The organism is Fructobacillus cardui (assembly GCF_963580785.1).
Lineage (GTDB): Bacteria > Bacillota > Bacilli > Lactobacillales > Lactobacillaceae > Fructobacillus > Fructobacillus cardui.
This window is the reverse complement of the sequence record NZ_CAUZLS010000001.1, coordinates 342,118-361,099: the sequence shown is the minus strand read 5'-3', so window position 1 is coordinate 361,099 and position 18,982 is coordinate 342,118. Positions and strand designations below refer to the sequence as shown.

Annotated in this window: 15 protein-coding genes, 1 pseudogene and 1 other annotated feature; all 16 genes and pseudogenes read left to right on the top strand. The window is 46.7% G+C overall.

Annotation, left to right across the window (positions count from 1 at the left end):
• Window position 1 precedes the first annotated feature (1 nt).
• The 16 genes and pseudogenes from sufD (at window position 2) to AABI20_RS01650 (ending at window position 18,977) form a co-directional block, all read left to right on the top strand.
• A complete protein-coding gene (gene sufD, locus AABI20_RS01725) occupies window positions 2–1,192 on the top strand; it encodes a Fe-S cluster assembly protein SufD (protein WP_338346589.1) in 1,191 nt (396 codons plus the stop codon).
• On the top strand, window positions 1,173–2,387 hold the full coding sequence (locus tag AABI20_RS01720) for a cysteine desulfurase (RefSeq protein ID WP_338346586.1): 1,215 nt from the start codon (window positions 1,173–1,175) through the stop codon (window positions 2,385–2,387). Before sufD ends, AABI20_RS01720 begins: the two co-directional genes overlap by 20 nt.
• Complete coding sequence (gene sufU / locus AABI20_RS01715) at window positions 2,384–2,893, top strand: Fe-S cluster assembly sulfur transfer protein SufU (protein WP_047975333.1); 510 nt, start codon at window positions 2,384–2,386, stop codon at window positions 2,891–2,893. The genes AABI20_RS01720 and sufU overlap by 4 nt, the downstream gene beginning before the upstream one ends.
• Before the next feature lie 2 nt (window positions 2,894–2,895).
• A complete protein-coding gene (sufB, locus tag AABI20_RS01710) occupies window positions 2,896–4,326 on the top strand; it encodes a Fe-S cluster assembly protein SufB (protein WP_047975332.1) in 1,431 nt (476 codons plus the stop codon).
• A 2-nt stretch (window positions 4,327–4,328) separates the two neighbouring features.
• Window positions 4,329–4,637, top strand: coding sequence for a metal-sulfur cluster assembly factor (locus tag AABI20_RS01705; protein WP_288845901.1), 309 nt, complete (start codon window positions 4,329–4,331; stop codon window positions 4,635–4,637).
• A 482-nt stretch (window positions 4,638–5,119) separates the two neighbouring features.
• Window positions 5,120–5,230: pseudogene (locus tag AABI20_RS01700) on the top strand (translation factor (SUA5)); the annotation flags it as partial.
• A gap of 37 nt (window positions 5,231–5,267) precedes the next feature.
• A complete protein-coding gene (locus AABI20_RS01695; RefSeq protein WP_338346585.1) occupies window positions 5,268–6,284 on the top strand; it encodes a HoxN/HupN/NixA family nickel/cobalt transporter in 1,017 nt (338 codons plus the stop codon).
• Window positions 6,285–6,368: 84 nt separating this feature from the next.
• Window positions 6,369–6,590 (top strand) — a binding site (T-box leader).
• A 51-nt stretch (window positions 6,591–6,641) separates the two neighbouring features.
• Window positions 6,642–8,021: an amino acid permease gene (locus AABI20_RS01690; RefSeq protein WP_047975329.1), complete on the top strand. Its 1,380-nt coding sequence runs from the start codon at window positions 6,642–6,644 to the stop codon at window positions 8,019–8,021.
• Between the two features lie 314 nt (window positions 8,022–8,335).
• Window positions 8,336–9,955 (top strand): CTP synthase, encoded by a 1,620-nt coding sequence (locus AABI20_RS01685; protein ID WP_047975328.1) that lies wholly within the window; start codon window positions 8,336–8,338, stop codon window positions 9,953–9,955.
• Window positions 9,956–10,061: 106 nt separating this feature from the next.
• Complete coding sequence (gene uvrC / locus AABI20_RS01680; protein WP_047975327.1) at window positions 10,062–11,855, top strand: excinuclease ABC subunit UvrC; 1,794 nt, start codon at window positions 10,062–10,064, stop codon at window positions 11,853–11,855.
• 274 nt (window positions 11,856–12,129) lie between these two features.
• Window positions 12,130–13,446 carry a GTPase ObgE gene (gene obgE, locus AABI20_RS01675; protein WP_288845904.1) on the top strand — a complete coding sequence of 439 codons (1,317 nt, stop codon included), beginning with the start codon at window positions 12,130–12,132 and terminating at the stop codon, window positions 13,444–13,446.
• Between the two features lie 143 nt (window positions 13,447–13,589).
• Entirely contained in the window at window positions 13,590–14,960 is a 1,371-nt protein-coding gene (locus AABI20_RS01670; RefSeq protein WP_288845905.1) for a DEAD/DEAH box helicase, read from the top strand.
• A 294-nt stretch (window positions 14,961–15,254) separates the two neighbouring features.
• The gene (gene mutM, locus AABI20_RS01665) at window positions 15,255–16,085 is read left to right on the top strand and encodes a DNA-formamidopyrimidine glycosylase (RefSeq protein ID WP_288845906.1); all 831 of its coding nucleotides are present in this window, start codon (window positions 15,255–15,257) and stop codon (window positions 16,083–16,085) included.
• Window positions 16,086–16,213: 128 nt separating this feature from the next.
• Window positions 16,214–16,924 (top strand): DUF975 family protein, encoded by a 711-nt coding sequence (locus AABI20_RS01660; RefSeq protein WP_338346583.1) that lies wholly within the window; start codon window positions 16,214–16,216, stop codon window positions 16,922–16,924.
• On the top strand, window positions 16,921–17,523 hold the full coding sequence (coaE, locus tag AABI20_RS01655) for a dephospho-CoA kinase (protein WP_047975322.1): 603 nt from the start codon (window positions 16,921–16,923) through the stop codon (window positions 17,521–17,523). The genes AABI20_RS01660 and coaE overlap by 4 nt, the downstream gene beginning before the upstream one ends.
• Window positions 17,523–18,977: a DnaD domain protein gene (locus AABI20_RS01650; protein ID WP_338346582.1), complete on the top strand. Its 1,455-nt coding sequence runs from the start codon at window positions 17,523–17,525 to the stop codon at window positions 18,975–18,977. The genes coaE and AABI20_RS01650 overlap by 1 nt, the downstream gene beginning before the upstream one ends.
• The last annotated feature ends 5 nt before the right edge of the window (window positions 18,978–18,982 follow it).

Here is an 18,982-nt window from a genome sequence, read left to right as displayed (position 1 = left end):
GATGAAAGAGCTAACAAGACAAATAACTGAAGAATTGCCCCTACCAGACTTTCCTAAGGTCCGTTTCCAACATTGGGGTCTGACGGATTTAGTGCCCGGTCAAGGACAGGCAGAACAGCCGCTGATGGCGCAACCAGGGGATGCCGGAGTCGAGTTAGCGGGTCTGAATCAAACGTATTATGATTTGCCGGAGGACTTGGTTGAGGCCGGCGTCTTGCTATTGCCACTGAAGCAGGCCAAGCAGGACTATCCGGATTTGGTTGAACAAGTTTATGACCGGGTGGCCGAAACAAAGGACCGCTTGACGGCAGAAAATTTGCAAAGTGCTAATACGGGTCTTTTTGTCTACTTACCAGCTGGGGTAACGGTTACCGAGAATTTGAACCTCTTTTTGGTTCATTTGGGTGCAGACGGTGACTTGGTTGGCCGGGTAGTAATTTATGCCGATCAGAATAGTCAGGCACGCATCGTCAGTCAATTAGATACGGCAACAGCTGGTATCAGCAATGTCTCCTTGGTGATTGAGGTTTTGGCGGCTGCTGGTGCCAAACTGACGATGGTTAACTTCGACCACTTAGACCAAGAGACGACTGGTTTTATTAACCGTCAGGCCGTTGTTGGCAACCAGGCGGAAGTGAATTGGGTCAATGCTGCCTTTAATGATGGCAACGTCATTAGCCAATTGACGACTAAGCTGGTTGGTGAGGGTGCCAAATCAGAAACCGAGGTGGCCGCGTTTACTTCGGGTAAGCAGGTCCAAGGTTTTAACACCGAAATCCAAAATATTGGTCGGCACACGGTTGGGCATATCTTCCAACGCGGGGTGATTTTGAATAGTTCAAGCCTGATTTTTAATGGGATGGGGCGGATTATCAAGGGCGCCAAGGGATCCGATGCCCAGCAGGAATCACGGGTCTTGATGCTGTCCAAGCGTGCTCGTGGTGAGGCCAATCCGTTGCTTTTGATTGACGAAAGTGATGTTACGGCCGGGCATGCGGCCTCGGTTGGCCAGGTCGATGACCAGCAACTCTACTATTTGATGAGTCGCGGACTGACGGAACAAGTCGCTAGAAGGCTCGTTGTTCGTGGCTTTGTTGGTGAAATCCTCGCGAAAATCCATGATCAAAAGGTCGAAAATCAGGTCGTTGCGGCCATTGAAAGAAAGTTAAACAATGAAAACGGTACGAGATGATTTTACAATTTTAAATCGGCAGGTCAACGGCCATCCCTTAACTTACCTCGATGGGGCGGCGACGAGTCAAAAACCAGACCAGGTCTTAGACCAGATTCGGGCCTATTATGACCAAGAAAATGCCAATGTTCATCGCGGCGTTTATACGCTCTCACAAGAAGCAACGACTAGCTATGAAGGGGCACGGGCGAAGGTTGCAGCCATGATTGGTGTGGCGGCTGCTAAAAACATTGTCTTTACCAGGTCGACGACCGAAAGCCTGAATTGGCTGGCTCAGGGCTATGGACCGAACCATCTGGAGGCTGGGGATGAAATCTTGTTAACCCAACTGGAACACCACTCCAACATTGTTCCTTGGCAGGTGTTGGGCAAGGCGACGGGGGCTCGGTTGCGGTACGTTTCCCTGACGGACAAAGGCGAAATTGATTTGGCTGATTTTAAGAACAAGCTCAGTCAGAAAACGAAAATCGTCTCCTTTGCCCACGTTTCCAACGTTCTTGGTAGCCTGGCACCCGTCAAGGAAATGACGACACTGGCCCATGAGGTTGGGGCGACGGTCATTGTTGATGGGGCCCAGGGTGTCGGCCATTTCCCCATCGATGTTTTGGACTTAAATGTTGATTTCTATGCCTTTTCTGGTCACAAAATGCTCGGGCCAACCGGAATTGGGGTGCTATACGGAAAAACTGATTTCTTAGAAGCCATGACACCAGTGCAATACGGTGGGGAAATGATTGAACGGGTGACACTAGAGGAAGCGACCTTTCAAGAGCTGCCCTGGCGCTTTGAAGCTGGAACGCCCAATATTGCCGGCGCCATCGGTCTCGGGGCAGCTGTTGATTACTTGAACGAGGTTGGCTTAGAGACAATCGCCGACAAAGAGGAAGAGTTGATGGCAGCCGCTCTGTCCGCTCTGGCAGAAATCCCTGATTTAACCGTGTATGGGCCAAAGGACGCCAAAAACCACCATGGTGTTTTGTCCTTTAACCTAGCGGGTGTTCATCCGCATGATGTCGCCACCGTTTTGGATATGGCGGGCGTTGAGGTGCGGGCGGGTCACCATTGCGCCCAGCCGTTAATGGATTATTTGGGCATTCAATCGGCCGTCCGTGCCACCTTTGCCTTTTACAATAACCAAGAAGACCTTGACCGCTTTGTTTCGGCTCTGCGGCAGGCTCGGGAGTACTTTGTATGAATCAAGCAGACTTAGGAATTTTATACCGGCAGGTCATCTTAGACCATGCTAAAAATCCTCATCATTTTCGGACGTTGCCAGCCTCGGTTGGCCAACAGGTTGAAAAGTTTAATCCAAGCTGTGGAGATGTCTTACAAGTGCGAATGGTTGTGTTGAGAAATCAGATTCAAGACATGTCCTTTGACGGGGCGGGTTGTGCCATTTCGATGGCTGCGGCTTCGATGCTGACTGAACAGTTAATTGGCCAAAGTTTGCCAGCGGCTCGGGAAAAATTAGCGGCATTTTCTGAATTATTAATGGCTGATCAGGTCCAAGGTCAGAACCAGGATGGCTTGTTCACCGATGAAAGCCAATCAGTTGAGGACAAAGGCTGGCAAGATGGGGATGTTGACCTTGGCGAATTGTCGGCTTTGGCCGGCGTTCGTCAGTTTCCAACACGACTCAAGTGTGCCACTCTCGCCAGCCATGCAGTGACTGCTTTAATTGCCAAGATTGAGGGGGAGTAAGAATGGAAATTGATCGACAAGAAGACCTGCAGCGAACACGGGCAGCCATCGGGGCTGACGAGGAGTACGCTCATGGCTTTCATGATGACTACCAGGCAGTCTATTCGACAGGGCAGGGATTGAATGAAGAGGTTATTCGTAAAATTTCGGCTAAGAAGAATGAACCCGGTTGGATGCTTGATTTTCGACTCCAGTCTTACCAGGCTTATTTGAAGATGCCAATGCAGGACTGGGGTCCAGACCTATCCGACCTGAATTTTGATGAAATCTATTACTATAACAAGCCAACCAACGGTAAATACCGCGATTGGAACGATGTTCCCCAAGAGTTGAAGGATACATTTGAACGGTTGGGAGTGCCAGAAGCTGAACGCAAGTGGCTAGCCGGCTCCTCCGCCCAGTATGAGTCCGAAGTGATTTACCACCGGATGAAAGAGGAGTTCGAGAAGACGGGAATCGTTTTCACGGACACCGACACGGCTGTTCAGGAATATCCAGAACTGGTTCGAGAATATTTAGGTTCATTGGTGAAGCCGACTAATAATAAATTAGCTGCCTTGAACTCGGCCGTCTGGTCCGGGGGAACCTTTATCTATGTGCCAAAGGGTGTTCACGTCACGACACCTATCCAGTCTTATTTCCGGATCAATACGGCACAGGAAGGGCAATTTGAACGCACGCTGATTATTGTTGATGAAGGCGCCCATGTTGACTACGTTGAGGGCTGCTCTGCGCCAATGTATTCGCAAGACTCCCTTCATGCAGCTGTGGTGGAAGTCATCGTCAAAAAGGATGGCTATTGCCGCTATACGACCATTCAAAACTGGTCGAACAATGTCTACTCACTTGAAACGAAGCGATCAGCAGCTGCAGAAAACGCCACGATGGAATGGGTCGATGGAAACTTTGGGTCAAAGACAACGATGAAGTACCCTTCGGTTTATTTGAATGGCCAGGGAGCCAGAGGGACCATGCTCTCAATTGCAGTTGCCGGTAAGGGCGTTAACTTAGATTCTGGTGCCAAGATGATCCATAATGCGCCCAATACGTCCTCTTCGATTGTTTCAAAGTCAATTGCCCATGATGGTGGATCAACTGACTACCGGGGAACAGTGAAGTTTGGTCGCGATTCGGCGGGTTCTTTTGCCCACGTCGAATGTGACACCATCTTGGTTGATGACCAGTCGTCAGCAGATACCATTCCTTATAACACTGTCTTGAACGGCAATGTTTCGATGGAACATGAGGCTAAGGTTTCCAAAGTTTCTGAAGACCAGCTTTATTATTTGATGAGCCGGGGTATTTCGGCTGAAAAAGCGACCGAAATGATTGTCATGGGCTTTGTGGAGCCATTTACCAAAGAACTGCCGATGGAATATGCGGTTGAATTGAACCGTTTAATGAAGTTTGAAATGAATGGATCGGTAGGATAAAAATGGATGCAGGGAAAAAAGAAGAAATTATGCTGGCCTTAAGTCAGGTGGTTGATCCGGACTTTCGTGTAGATATCGTCAATTTGGGTTTTATTAATGAAATTGACTTAAATGACCAAGGGTTATGCATAGTTAACATGACCTTAACAGTGATTGGCTGTCCGATTATGGGGACATTAGAGGAAATGATTGCCACTGCCTTAAAAATTATTGATGGTGTCGAGGAGGTTAAGATTGAATATTGTTGGGAACCGGCTTGGTCGGTTGAAAGGATGTCACCATATGCCAAGGCGATGTTGGGGCTAAGTTAGAAAATGATATTAGAATTCAATAATGTAATTGACAGAAAAGGTATAAAACACCATTTCAAATTGAAACAAATATAATATAGATGAAATTATGAAGTACAAAGCTTAGATAGGCACAACTCCGGCATATTTGTCCCCTAACAAGGTCAGGTGATTAATCTTTTTCCTTTGCGGACTAGTCATTGAAATTAGTTCGTTTTTATTCACGAAATGCGGAAGGGGCCTAAAAAGTAGGTTTGACTTGATGAAAGAGCATCCGTGATGGTGAATAAAACTCGGACTTATTTTTTCATCGGGCCAAGGTTGCTTTTCTCAAAAGCTTTAGGATTGATGCGATTTCAGTCAGTGTACCGACGGCTTTTTTAAAAAACTGCCAAGCAGTCAAAGCCGATAGTGAATTAGTCCAAGATGCAGAAACTGTTGGCCTAGGCTGAATGGTGAACAAGAATATCGCTGTCGCCAATTGCAGCCACCAATAAGTGGGCATCCAGTCATGTCCAACCGTCATTCGGAAGGGACTTGATATTGACAAAATTATGGCTAACATGGCGATGATCTTTACGAATTTTGATTATCGCCATGGTTTTTATTACTGAAGTGGGTTTTAGGCACTAGAAAAGAGGAGCAGTATTTATGACAGACAGTCACAGTTGGAAATTCGACATTAGCCGTTATGGGGCCTTTATCCTTAGTATCCTGGCTTTAGGCACCGTGTTTTTGAGCACGGGACTTGGAAAATATCCCCAGTTGCTTGGGATGGCCGGTATTTCGTTTACATTTGGCCTGCGCCACGCCTTTGATGTTGATCACATTGCCGCAATCGACAATATGACCCGTAAAATGTTGAATGACCACAAAAATACGAGAGGGGTTGGCTTTTCTTTCTCCTTCGGGCATTCTGTGGTCGTGGTATTGCTCACCTTACTGACGGTGCTTTTTGTCGAGTGGGCTGACCATTCCTTGCCAATTTTAGAGTCTGTTGGTGGGATGTTTGGGACCATGATTGCAGCTGCGATGCTGTTACTGCTGGCCTGCTTCAATACTTTTATCCTTCGTGGTATTTGGCAAAATTTCCGGCAAATGAAAAAGGTCGCTTTGGACTCTGATAATGAACAGTTGGTTTCCCAGTCCCGAATCTACCGCCTGTTTATGAAAATGCTGAACTTAGTTAACCATAACTGGCAGGTAGCCGTTGTTGGTTTCTTGTTCGGCTTGGGCTTTGATACGGCAACGCAGGTGGCGGTCTTAGCCACATCGGCAACGGCAACGACTGCCGGTGTTCCTTGGTATGCTATCTTATCTGTGCCTCTATTCTTTACCGCAGGAATGTGCTTGATGGATACTCTGGATGGCTTCTTTATGTCAACGACCTATAACTGGATTATTTCAACTTCTTATCGCAAGGTTTACTTTAACCTGATTTTAACGAGTATCTCGATTATTGCTGCCGGCTTTATTGGTGTTGTCGACTTGATCCAATCGATGTCAGCGATGTTCCACTGGGATAACTTCTTAACCCAGTGGGCGGGGGCGCTTGATTTCAACGAATTGGGCATTATTTTGGTAGCGATTTTCGTTGTTGCCTGGGTAGTAGCTTTGCTGATTTGGAAGGTGATGAACCTGTCAAAATATGACCAGGTCGAATCATAATATTTTAAAAAATCAGCGTACCAATGGCTGCCGCTCGATTGTCTTCGATAAAAGTACTTGCAATTTTTTTCAGATGCGCTTACAATTATCACATTCATGAGGACGAGTAATCGGTACCAGTCTGCTAGAGACGTCATGGTTGGTGAAAGTGACGGGCGAAGCCGGTGAAAACTCCCTCAGTAGTGGCCTTTGAGTAATGCGTGAAATGAAGCCCGGTTGTCAGCCGTTATCTTGGCAAAAGAGTGTTGTCTAGGTCTTTTTACTTAGGCAAAACACGGGTGGTACCACGCAACAAGCGTCCCTAGAGATTTCTAGGGGCGCTTTTTTTGTTTGACCAGCCGCGTGAAGGAGAGACAGATGGAAAATGGAAAAGAATTAAAGCGGTCATTGTCATCATTCCAGATGGAGATGATTGCCCTTGGTGGAACAATTGGTGTTGGGCTCTTTTTGGGGTCATCATCGACCATCAAGTGGACGGGAACGTCCGTCTTGCTGGCCTACCTATTGGCCGGCTTGGTCTTATATATTGTCATGCGGGCATTGGGTGAAATGCTTTACGTGAAGCCAATTGTTGGATCATTTGCTAATTATGCAACGAAGTATATTCATCCGGTTGCCGGTTACCTAACCGTGTGGGCGAATGTCTTCCAGTGGCTAACGGTTGGAATTTCGGAAACAATCGCCGTTGGTGATTATATGCACTACTGGTGGCCGGGCGTGCCAACTTGGGTAACGGGTGTGATTGTCTTAATCCTGTTGACCTTAACGAACTTGGTGACGGTTAAGGCCTATGGTCGATTGGAAGCCTGGTTCTCAATCATTAAGGTTTTGACGATTGTCTTTATGATTATCTTGGGACTGTTGATGATTGTCTTTGGCTTTGGTAATCACGGTCATGCCATTGGCTTTTCAAATCTTTGGTCACACGGACCATTCTTTGCTCACGGCTTGAAGGGCTTCATGTTTGCCTTGTCAATCGTGGTCACTTCTTACCAAGCTATCGAAATTATTGGGATTACGGCCGGTGAAGCGGCCCACCCTCAAGAAGCCATTGTGAAGTCGATTAAGTCGATTGTTGCGCGAATCCTGATTTTCTACGTTGGGGCAATCTTTGTGATTGTGACGATTTATCCTTGGGATAAATTAGACACGGTCGGCTCACCATTCGTTGAAACGTTTGCCAAGGTTGGCATTACGGCTGCTGCCGGAATCATCAATTTCGTGATGTTGACAGCTGCCGCATCGGCTTTGAATTCCGGTCTGTTCTCATCATCACGGATGTTGTACACATTGGCACAGCAAAAGGAATTGCCGCCAGTCTTCTTGAAGTTGTCAAAGAACCGCGTGCCAGATGTTTCTGTGATGGCTATGTCATTGGGGATTTTGTTGGGTATCGTCTTAAATGCCGTCTTACCGCTTTTCTGGAAGGGGTCTGCGAACATCTTCGTCTTGGTTTACTCGGCTTCAACCTTACCGGGAATGGTGCCATGGTTTGTGATCTTGATTTCCCAAATTAAGTTCCGCAAGGAAAACCCAGATTTGATGAAGGGCCACCCCTTCATGTTGGCCTTGTCACCATGGTCGAACTACTTTGCAATTTTCTTCCTATTAATTACTTTGGTCTTCATGGTGATTAACCCAACGACTCGGGTACCATTAGCCATTGGCTTTGGCTTCTTGCTCTTCATGGGACTCTTGTACTTCTGGACGCACCGTAACCAGCAAGAAGTGAAGTAAAAATCAGCTTTGCTGACAAGGGTGCTTCGATTACTTGATTGTCAATATTGTTGTCGAAGAAATCTTTGCTAATGTTTGGTTAACACTGGTCCCTAAGACTGAAAGTGTTTGGTCTAGATAATTATTTTAGTAAGTGTTGACATTCAGGGGGGCAGTCTGTAATATATATTAGGGCTCACATTTAATGTGAAAATCTTTTATGGCTCCCAAGCTACTGCTTGGGAGCCTTTCTATTTTATTTAATGAATTTTGGCTAAAACCATAGCAAAATTCAGAGCAAAATTCAGTTTGTCAGGCAAAACATAGGAGGCATTATGGCAAAGAAGCAAACCAAGTATATTTTCGTTACCGGTGGGGTCGTTTCATCCCTTGGAAAGGGAATCGTAGCAGCTTCTTTGGGTCGTTTGTTGAAAAACCGCGGCTTGAAGATGGCAATTCAAAAGTTGGATCCTTACATCAACGTTGACCCAGGTACCATGTCTCCATACCAACACGGGGAAACGTATGTGACAGGCGATGGTCTTGAAACTGATTTGGACATGGGCCACTACGAGCGTTTCATGGACATCAACACCAACATGTACTCAAACGTGACGACTGGTCGAATTTATTCAGAAGTTTTGGCCAAGGAACGTAAGGGTGATTACCATGGTGCCACTGTCCAGGTAATTCCACATATCACGAACGCCATCAAGGACAAGATTGTGAAGGCTGGTGAATCAACTGATGCCGATGTTGTTATCGTCGAAGTTGGTGGAACGGTTGGTGATATCGAATCATTGCCATTTATCGAAGCCTTGCGTCAGATGAAATCAGACTTTGGTAACGAAAACGTCTTCTACCTGCACACATCATTGATTGTTTACTTACAAGCTGCCGGTGAGGCAAAAACAAAGCCAACGCAACACTCTGTTTCACAGCTGCGTTCATTGGGTATCCAACCAGACATGTTGGTCTTGCGAACACAACATCCATTGACAGATGAAATGAAGGAAAAGTTGGCAACCTTTACGGATGTTAACCCACAAGCCGTGATTGAATCACGCGATGTGGACACTTTGTACGAAATTCCTTTGAATTTGCAAGCACAAAAGATGGACCAAGTGGTTGTTGATAAGTTGAAGTTGGACGTGCCAGAAGCCGACATGACGGAATGGAAGGCCATGGTTGATGCCATCGAGCACCCAAAGAAGACTATCCATGTTGCCGTTGTTGGTAAGTATACTGATTTGCAGGATGCTTATATCTCAGTGAATGAAGCCTTGAAGCATGGTGGTTACTCACAAGACACTGATGTTGAAATTGCTCACATTAATTCTGAAACAGTGACGGAAGAAAACGTTGCTTCCTTGTTGAAGGATATGGATGGCATCATGGTTCCCGGTGGCTTCGGTCCTCGTGGAACAGAAGGTAAGATTCAGGCAATCCGTTATGCCCGTGAAAACAACATTCCATTCTTGGGTGTCTGCTTGGGGATGCAATTGGCCTCTGTTGAATTTGCCCGTGATGTCTTGGGTTATGAGGATGCCAACTCAATTGAGTTGAACCCTGAAACAACGCACCCAATCATCGCCTTGATGGATGACCAGAACCAAGTGACTGACTTGGGTGGTACACAACGTCTTGGCTTCTACCCAACTTGCCTGTTGGAGGGCACAAAGACTGCTGCCGCTTATGGTAACAAGCCCGAAGTTGACGAACGTCACCGTCACCGCTACGAATTTAACATTAAGTTCCGGGACGAATTTGAAAAGGCTGGTATGGTCTTCTCAGCAACATCACCTGATAACAAGTTGATGGAAGTCATCGAATATCCAAAGAACGACTTCTTTATTGCTGCTCAATACCACCCAGAATTTATTTCACGGCCAAACAAGCCAGAAGGTTTGTACAACAGCTTTATTACTGCTGCTGTGGCCTATAACGGAAAGTAAGCACCAAGCTGATTTTTTAATGAATGCTTTGTTTTGAAGACAAAAAGGTCGCCATATTATTTGGCGGCCTTTTCGTACATAGAAGTCGTGGGGGTATAATAAAGTTATGTTAGCCAATATCTCAAAACACCTTGAACAAAAACTGCTCCTCTTACCAGATGAACCAGGTTCTTACCAAATGAAGGACCGTTTGGGCAAAATTATTTATGTCGGTAAAGCCAAAAACTTGAAGAACCGGGTGCGGTCATATTTTAAGCAGGACCATACTGGCAAGACGGCCGAACTGGTTGCCAACATTGTTGACTTTGACTTTATCGTGACTAATTCTGATAAAGAAGCTTTCTTGTTGGAAAATGAATTAATTAAGAAGTATAAGCCTTATTACAACATTCGCTTGAAGTATGGAACGGGCTATCCATACATCAAGATTACTCGCGAAACCGATCCGCGAATGGCCTTGGTTTCAGAAGTTAAGAAGGATGGCGCTTTTTACTTTGGGCCTTATCCCAACGTTTATGCTGCCCAGGAAACGCTCCATTTCTTGGAAAAAAATTACCCACTAAGACGGTGCAAGGGCCGCCAAGGTCGTCCTTGCCTCTATTATTCGATGGGGCAGTGCCTCGGTGCCTGTTTTCGGGATGTGCCTAAGTCGGAATACACGGCTCAGGTTGACCGAATTAAGCGCTTTTTGTCCGGTGATACCAAGGTCGTTAAGCGGCAAATCGAAAAACAAATGGGCCAAGCTGCTGAAAATTTGGAGTTTGAGCGGGCAGCTGATTTACGTGACCAACTGAAGTATATTGATGAAACGGTTGAAAGCCAACGAATCTTGTCGAATGATTCAACGCCACGTGATATCTTTAATTTTTACCTAGATAAGGGATGGATTACGGTTTCCGTGATGTTTGTTCGGCAGGCTCGCTTGATTCGGCAAAGTAAGCAGACCTTTGCCGTTGTTGGTGACGGGATTGATGAATTTACGACCTTTATCCAGCAATTCTACCTACAAAAGAACATCCAAAAGCCTAAGGAAATTTTAGTGCCAAAGGGCGTTGACCATGACCTGCTAGCCGCTGCCTTGGATATTCCGGTGCGCACGCCCGTCCGCGGTGAAAAGAAGGACTTGCTGGACTTGGCAGAAAAGAACGCCAGGATTGCCCTGGAAGAAAAGTTCCGCCTGATGGAATTGAATGAGCAAAAGACTTCTGGAGCCATGAAGGAAGTTACTGATGCTCTTGGAATTTCAATGGGCCATCGCATAGAAGCCTTTGATCATTCCCATACCCAAGGGGAAGAAATTGTGTCGGCGATGGTGGTCTTTGAAGATGGACGACCAAACAAGGATATGTACCGGAAATACAAGATTAAGTCGACAGACCATGCCGATGAGTGGCTAGAAACGCAGGAAGTCATTCGGCGCCGCTATTCCCGCCTTCTGAAGGAAGGCGCTGAGATGCCGGACCTGATTTTAATGGATGGGGGCATCATCCAGCTTCATGCGGCCAAGGAAGTTTTGGAAGATGAGCTGGGCCTTGATGTACCGATTGCGGCCATGGTTAAAAACGATAAGCACAAGACTGCCGATTTGATTAACGGTAAGACCGAGCAGGTTGTGCGCTTAGACCACCAGTCCCAGGGCTTTTTCTTGGTTCAACGAATCCAAGATGAGGTTCACCGCTTTGCTATTACTTTCCACCGCCAGTCGCGGTCGAAGAAATCCTTGTCTTCGCGTCTGGATGCGATTGCGGGTGTTGGTCCAAAAACCAGGCAAAAGCTGTTGACGAACTTTGGTTCCATCACCAAGATTGAGGCAGCCAGCATAGAAGAGCTTGAAGCCTTGGGATTGTCGTCCAAGGTTGCTCAGCTAGTCCATTGGTCACTGTCGGAGCAAAAGTCTTAAGGAAAAGCAGCTTAATTAGCTATTCATATTAGAATGGTTTTATATGATGCAGGCAACCATTGGCGTTTTACCCTTGGTTTGCAGTATATTGGTAGTGTTCACACAATTGATGGGGGGATGTCAAAATTTTTGCTATGGTAAAAAATCAGGTCATTTTTGTCCTGATTTGGCGTCTTCAGGGCAGAAGTGTAGGCAAAGAGAACTTTCTGTGATAGACTTAACTGTCTAGATTCATTGGATTAAAAAAGGAGTAGCGCATTGCGCGCGAATACGAATGGCATTTGTTGATCAAGCACAAGTTGAGCTAAAAGCAGGTAAGGGTGGCGATGGAATCGTTTCCTTCCGTCATGAAAAGTTTGTGGCCATGGGTGGTCCCTTCGGTGGGGACGGTGGCCATGGTGGTTCCATCATCTTAAAGGTGGATGAAGGACTACGAACTTTGATGGATTTCCGTTATAATCGTCACTTTAAGGCCCAGTCTGGTGGTAATGGTGGGACCAAGGGGATGACCGGTGCGTCTGCAGACGACCGCGTGATTAAAGTTCCCCAAGGGACCATCGTGACCGATGCTGATACCGGTGAGGTATTGGGTGATTTAGTGCGCCCTGATCAGACATTATTGGTTGCTCGTGGTGGTCGTGGTGGTCGCGGTAACATTCGTTTTGCCACGCCAGCTAACCCAGCTCCTGAATTATCTGAAAACGGTGAGCCAGGTCAAACACGACAAATTAAGTTGGAATTGCGAGTTTTGGCTGATGTTGGTTTGGTTGGTTTCCCCTCTGCTGGAAAATCAACTTTGTTGTCGGTGGTGTCAAATGCGAAGCCAAAGATTGCGGCTTACCACTTTACAACGATTGACCCGAACATCGGGATGGTCCGCTTGGGCGATAACCGTGACTTTGTCATGGCTGATTTGCCAGGGTTGATTGAAGGGGCTTCACAAGGTGTTGGATTAGGATTCCAATTCTTGCGTCACGTTGAGCGGACCCGCGTTATCTTGCACTTGGTGGATATGTCTGGCATTGAAGGACAGGACCCCTATGTTCAGTATAAGAAAATTTTGACTGAATTGAAGGAATATGATCCAACGATTTTGGAGCGGCCACAAATCGTGGTTGCTACTAAGATGGACATGCCAGATTCAGAGGAATTGTTTGCGAAGTTCCAAGAACAGGTGCAAGCAGATTCTGGTTTGGCTAAAACACCTGAAATTGTTTCAATTTCAGCTGTGACCCATGATGGCGTTGATGCGCTTTTGCGCAAGACGGCCGACTTGTTGGATCAAGCGCCAGTACCAACGGCTTACCAACAGGAAGAAGAAACAACGGAAGAGAAGATTTACCAATACAAGAAGCAAGCTCCTGTCGTTTCCGTTGATTGGGATGATGAACTTTCTTGCTGGTTGATTTCTGGACCAGAAGTCGAAAAGCTGGCTGCCATGACGAACATGCAACGTGAAGCAACCATTATGCGCTTTGCCCGTCAACTCCGCCATATGGGTGTTGATGATAAGTTGCGCGAAGCTGGTGCCGAAGACGGCGACGATGTTCGAATTAATAATACAAACTTTGTCTTTGAATATTCTGAATAAGCCAAAAACCATTGGCTACCTTTCAGTCGAAAAAGCCCACCTACAAAAATCGTAAGGCGGGCTTTTGTTATAATAGAAGTGAATTTTAAAAACGGGCCGATTGCCGTCAAAAAGACAGTCGCCAAAAATAAGGAAAATAAAGAATGATTTTACCGGAACTTGCCAATTTATTTCATGAACAATTTCAAGAAGAAACGCCGATTCAAAATGCCCTTTTTGACCGAATGACCGCCGGTGAATCAGTCTTCGGCCTGGCACCGACTGGTTCTGGGAAGACGTTAGCCTTTGCTTTGCCGGTGTTGTCACGGATTGATTTGACGGCCAAGCAGAGTCAGGTTCTGATTTTAGCACCCTCACAGGAACTAGGGGCACAGTTGGCTCAGGTTATTCGCCCGTATGCGAGCGAGGTTGGTGTCAAGGTTGCCGCCTTAATTGGTGGGGCGAACGGGAAACGCCAGGCTGATAAGTTGAAGAAGGAGAAGCCGGCTATCGTGGTCGGGACTCTTGGCCGGATTTTAACGATGATTGATGGTGGGGCGTTGAAAACCAAACACCTGAAGACGTTAATTGTCGATGAGGCCGATGCCACCTTGAACGAAGAACACCAGGAAGACTTAAACGCCTTAGCGGATGCGCTTCCACCACTTGACCAGGTTGCTCTTTTTTCGGCAACCTCAGGTGTCGATTTGGCCTGGGTCAAGGAACTTTTTGGCCACTCTGTGAAGCCGGTTTCCGTGGAAAATCAGGCACCAAAAACCATTGGCCATACCTACTTGCACGTTGATGCCAAGGCAAAGCACAAGGTCTTGATTGAATTAGCTCGCCGACACCAGCAAGCCTTGGTTTTCTTTAACACCATTGGGGCCTTGGTTGCCGCACAAGCAGCCTTGCGCCACGAACATGCTTCCGTCATGTCCGTTGGGAACAACGAAAAGTCGCACTTAAAGCGGGCCGATGCCCTCCAATCGTTTAAGAAGGGCAAACTTGACTTGTTGCTGGCAACGGATGTGGCTGCCCGTGGTCTTGATATTCAGGGCTTGCCATTAGTGGTCAATGCGCAAATTCCGCATAACTTGACGACCTACCTTCACCGAACAGGTCGAACAGGGCGTGCTGGTCTTTCCGGTCAAGTGTTGAACCTGGGTAACGACCACGATATCCGCAAGTTGAAGCAGTACTTGTCAGAAGAAATCAACCTGGAAAAGTTCAACTGGGCCGCAGCCGATGAAAAGCAACAGGAAGCCAAGAAGTTGCAAAAGGCGATGGCGACAGTGACAGAAGATGGCGCTGATTTGGCCGAAGAAAAACAGCCACGTGCTGAAAAGAAGCGGGCTGCCAATCCTCAGGACGGCAAAAACCGCAAAGCCGATAAGAAGAACCGTCAAAAGCAGTCCGAAGAGAAACGCGAACTGACTTCCAAGGAAGCTGCCAAGGCGAAGAAAAAGCACCAAGCACGGAAGAAGAAGGATAAAGGTAAGCCAAAGTGGGCTAGCCGACCTCAGGATTCGAAGTGATTTAATCGAGTTGCCATTTTTTCAAGTGTGGCCAACTGGTAGTTGGTTGACGACAGCAAGCCGAAATATTGGCCATTATCCCTGTGCTATAATGAAAACAATATGAACTTATTGACAGATTATCCAAAAGATAGTCGGGCAATCGTGCCTGGCTATTTTTTGTTATAATATTTCTTGAAAATATTAATGAAATTTGTTGATTTAACCAGTAATCGTCAAGGTTAGGCCAAAAGTTAACCAAAAACTAAGCCACAAATATTTAAAACGTTGATATGAAGGGGGTTATCGACCCAAATGCCAGAATTACCTGAAGTTGAAACTGTCCGCCGCGGGCTGACTGCCCTGGTACAGGGGGCAAAAATTAACAGCGTGGCTGTTCCTTATCCAAAAGCAATCGTTTCTGATTTAACGAATTTTCAGACGGACTTAGCCGGGGCAACTATCGATAAAATTGACCGGCGGGGCAAGTTTTTGCTTTTCCGGCTCTCAAATCAAAAGACCCTGGTTTCCCACCTACGGATGGAGGGCCAGTACTCGGTTGAGCCTGTGGGAGCGACCCCACATAAGCACACGGAAGTGATCTTTACCCTAGATGACGACCGCGATTTAATGTACAACGACACCCGCCGCTTCGGCCGGATGCAACTGGTACCGACCGGTAAAGAATACCAAGAGGTTTCCGGTTTAGCGAAAATGGGGCCGGAACCCACCGAAGCTGATTTAGATATCACCTATTTAATATCAATTTTAGCCAAGTCCCACCGAAAGATTAAGCCGTTTTTGCTTGACCAGTCTAATGTGGCTGGCCTTGGTAATATCTATACGGATGAGGTACTTTGGCAGACCAAGGTCCATCCGGAGACCTTAACGGACCATTTATCGGCGGAAGAGGTGTCCAACCTGCGCCAAAATATTATTCAAGAAATTAACCGGGCGACCGTTCATCATGGGACGACCGTCCATTCCTTTTCCAATGTTTTTGGTGAGGTTGGTCAATTTCAAAACGAACTTGATGTCTATGGCCGTGCTGGTGAACCCTGCCGGCGCTGTGGTACGACACTTGTCAAGATTAAAGTCGCCCAACGCGGAACCACCTACTGTCCAAACTGCCAGGTACAAAAGTAAGTGAGACCTCGGCTTGTCTGGTAGCTGTAATTAGACCATGAAAAATCAGTGCTATTAACCGCTATTTCATTTTATTTATCTTTAAAAACCCAGCAGAAGGTAATTGCGCCTTTTCGCGAAAGGAACTCATGACAGAAATCACACCAATCTCGCGCAATCGTGTTAAGCTGACCGCCAGAAAACATCTACAAAAAAGTTTTGTTGCTGCCATCAAGGCTAACTGGATTGTTATTTTATTTAATCTTTTTCAAACCGCTTTGGTACTGACAACAACCTATCTGGTGTTATTGAACTATCACCAAACGGGTCAGCTGGTGTACTTCAACCAACAAAGTGCTTACTTTAGCCAAACGGTTGCCAGTACCATTGCTCTGGTCTTCTCTTGGTCTGCTAAATGGGCCATTGTGGATCAGTTTCAGGAACCAAAGGCTAAGGTCACATGGCGCCAAAGCATTCAGGCTTTTCGCTTTGGGCGGTTCTTTGCGACCTTTATGCTGGCTTTCGTACAAAACATCCTGCTCTTCTTATGGTCGGCACTGGTGATTCCGGGCTTCGTTAAGGCCTTCTCCTACTCACAGACTTACTATGCCTTTAAGATGGATAGCCTGTTTGGTCGCCAGCAGAAATCCTTGACCGACTATATTTCGATTTCTCGGCGGGTAATGTCTGGACGAAAAATGGAACTTTTCCAACTTGAACTTTCCTTTTTGGGCTGGCACCTACTAGGGTTTTTGACCTTTGGCTTAGCCTATATCTACGTGACGCCATACTTGAATACGGCGCGAGTTGTCTACTCAAGCCAAGTCTTTGCACAAGCTTTGCAGAAGGGGGCAGCATGAAAATCATCGGTTTAACAGGGAGTATTGCTACTGGAAAATCAGCGGTCACCAAGATTGTCGCAGCTGCCGGTTACCGGGTAATTGATGCCGACCTGGTTGCCCGCGAGGTAGTGGAACCGGGGACCTTTACTCTTGAAAAAATCAAGGATATTTTTGGTTTAGATATTGTTGAAAACGGAGTCTTGAACCGAAAAAAGCTTGGGCAAATGGTCTTTCAAGACCCAGCTAAATTAAAGGAACTCACAGCGATTACGAGTCCAGCAATTTACTCAGCGATTGAGGACAAGCTCAACTTTTTTAAAAATCGTGGTGAAAAGGTGATTTTTATCGCCATTCCACTCCTTTTTGAACAAAAGTACGATGAATCTGGCTGGCTCGACCAAATTTTGGTGGTCGCTACGAACCCGCGGATCGAACTTGACCGATTAATGGCCCGCGATCACTTAGACGAATATGCGGCTCAAAGCCGAATTAAGGCCCAAATTTCAATCGAAAAGAAGGTCGAGATGGCTGACGTCGTCTTTGACAATAATGGCAGTGAAGAAGAACTAAAGCAGCAAGTTGAAAAGTATCTAGTTGATTTAAAGAAGGAAGAATAATGGCTGTTTCCAAGCAGACAATTGAATTTCAGGCGAAAGAGCCGGCCTATTTGAGCTTGCAGGCGCCAATTAGCCTTGCTGATTTGGACCGTGTTTTTAGCTTGTACTTGCCTTTTCTGGGTGCCAAAGCTTATGCCCTCTACCATTTCATGGTTCAAGAGAGCCAGGCCGGTACGACAAAATGGTCCGATCACTATTTGCTGCTTGATACGTTAACCTTGTCATTGCCCGACCTTGTCCATGCCCGCAAGGCGCTGGAGGCGGTGGGGTTGTTGAAAACCTTCTACCAGGAAGCCGGTGGCTTTGCTGGCTATACATATCAAATTCAGCCTCCAATGACGGCACAAGACTTCTTTAACGAAGACTTGCTGTCTGGCTTACTCTTTTACTTTGCCGGTGAGGACCGCTTTCAGGTTTTGGCTGACCGCTTTGCGGGTCAACCGGCCGGTCAAGTCACTGGTGCCAACGTTGTCAACCTCTCGGCTAGCTTCTTGGAATTCTTTGATAATCCGGTTGCCGGCCGCCAGCCAAGTGTCGAATTGGCAGGGCCAGGGTCGCTGGACGATTTGGACTTTAGTACGCAGAGCTTTGACTACGATGCGATGGTCGCCCTTATCCATGGCACAACGGCTGCTAATTTAGCGTCCGACCGGCAATTGATTATGACCCAGCAGGTCCTTTACGGGCTGAACGAGGCCGAGTTAGCAACGGCCATTACGCGCAACATTAACCTTGATGATCACCGCTTAAACCGTCCTGCTTTTATGGCCTACTTGCAAAATCAGTGGGGAAACAATGCTGAAAAGACCAAGTTAGCCAACCGGGGAAATCAAGTTGAAACATCTTCAGCTGGTCCAGGGCAGAGCTATCAAGCAGTTGGTTCAGTTGGCCAGCAGCTGACTGGCGGCCAGGGTCAACCAACGGCTCAGGCGTCAAACAGTCAGAGTCAGCCTAAACAAGGCACGTCAAAACAATCAAGGGCCCTGCAATCGCTTTATCAGGCAGCTGATTTATTGAGTCCAATTGACTTTCTACGGCAAATTAAAGAAAATAATCATGGTTACGTGACAAAGTCCGAGAGCCAGTTACTAACCAATCTGGTTCAACAAAATATTTTGCCGGTACCAGTGATCAATATCCTGATTTACCAGGTTTTGGTGAATATGGATAATTCTGATTTGAAGCGGAACTTGGTCGATTCGATTGTCAATGATTGGGCGAAAAATCAGGTCGATACCGCACCGAAGGCAGTCGCTGCGATTAAGAACCACCAAAACCAACAGAAGGCCCGCACGAGCACGAATCAAAGTCGCTACCAGGGTCGGTATAATCGATCCGGCCAGAAGGTGGAACCGAAGATGGCTCAAAATGACCAGTTGACTAGCCGGGCCAGTCAGGGTGATGATGCAGCTGCCATGATGGCGTTGTTGAAGGATCGCAAAACTAAGAATTGAGGTTT

Excerpts from the sequence above, each read along its gene's own strand:
- sufD (WP_338346589.1), top strand. The coding sequence starts at position 2 with ATGAAAGAGCTAACAAGACAAATAACTGAAGAATTGCCCCTACCAGAC.
- AABI20_RS01720 (WP_338346586.1), top strand. The coding sequence starts at position 1,173 with ATGAAAACGGTACGAGATGATTTTACAATTTTAAATCGGCAGGTCAAC.
- sufU (WP_047975333.1), top strand. The coding sequence starts at position 2,384 with ATGAATCAAGCAGACTTAGGAATTTTATACCGGCAGGTCATCTTAGAC.
- sufB (WP_047975332.1), top strand. The coding sequence starts at position 2,896 with ATGGAAATTGATCGACAAGAAGACCTGCAGCGAACACGGGCAGCCATC.
- AABI20_RS01705 (WP_288845901.1), top strand. The coding sequence starts at position 4,329 with ATGGATGCAGGGAAAAAAGAAGAAATTATGCTGGCCTTAAGTCAGGTG.
- AABI20_RS01695 (WP_338346585.1), top strand. The coding sequence starts at position 5,268 with ATGACAGACAGTCACAGTTGGAAATTCGACATTAGCCGTTATGGGGCC.
- AABI20_RS01690 (WP_047975329.1), top strand. The coding sequence starts at position 6,642 with ATGGAAAATGGAAAAGAATTAAAGCGGTCATTGTCATCATTCCAGATG.
- AABI20_RS01685 (WP_047975328.1), top strand. The coding sequence starts at position 8,336 with ATGGCAAAGAAGCAAACCAAGTATATTTTCGTTACCGGTGGGGTCGTT.
- uvrC (WP_047975327.1), top strand. The coding sequence starts at position 10,062 with ATGTTAGCCAATATCTCAAAACACCTTGAACAAAAACTGCTCCTCTTA.
- obgE (WP_288845904.1), top strand. The coding sequence starts at position 12,130 with ATGGCATTTGTTGATCAAGCACAAGTTGAGCTAAAAGCAGGTAAGGGT.
- AABI20_RS01670 (WP_288845905.1), top strand. The coding sequence starts at position 13,590 with ATGATTTTACCGGAACTTGCCAATTTATTTCATGAACAATTTCAAGAA.
- mutM (WP_288845906.1), top strand. The coding sequence starts at position 15,255 with ATGCCAGAATTACCTGAAGTTGAAACTGTCCGCCGCGGGCTGACTGCC.
- AABI20_RS01660 (WP_338346583.1), top strand. The coding sequence starts at position 16,214 with ATGACAGAAATCACACCAATCTCGCGCAATCGTGTTAAGCTGACCGCC.
- coaE (WP_047975322.1), top strand. The coding sequence starts at position 16,921 with ATGAAAATCATCGGTTTAACAGGGAGTATTGCTACTGGAAAATCAGCG.
- AABI20_RS01650 (WP_338346582.1), top strand. The coding sequence starts at position 17,523 with ATGGCTGTTTCCAAGCAGACAATTGAATTTCAGGCGAAAGAGCCGGCC.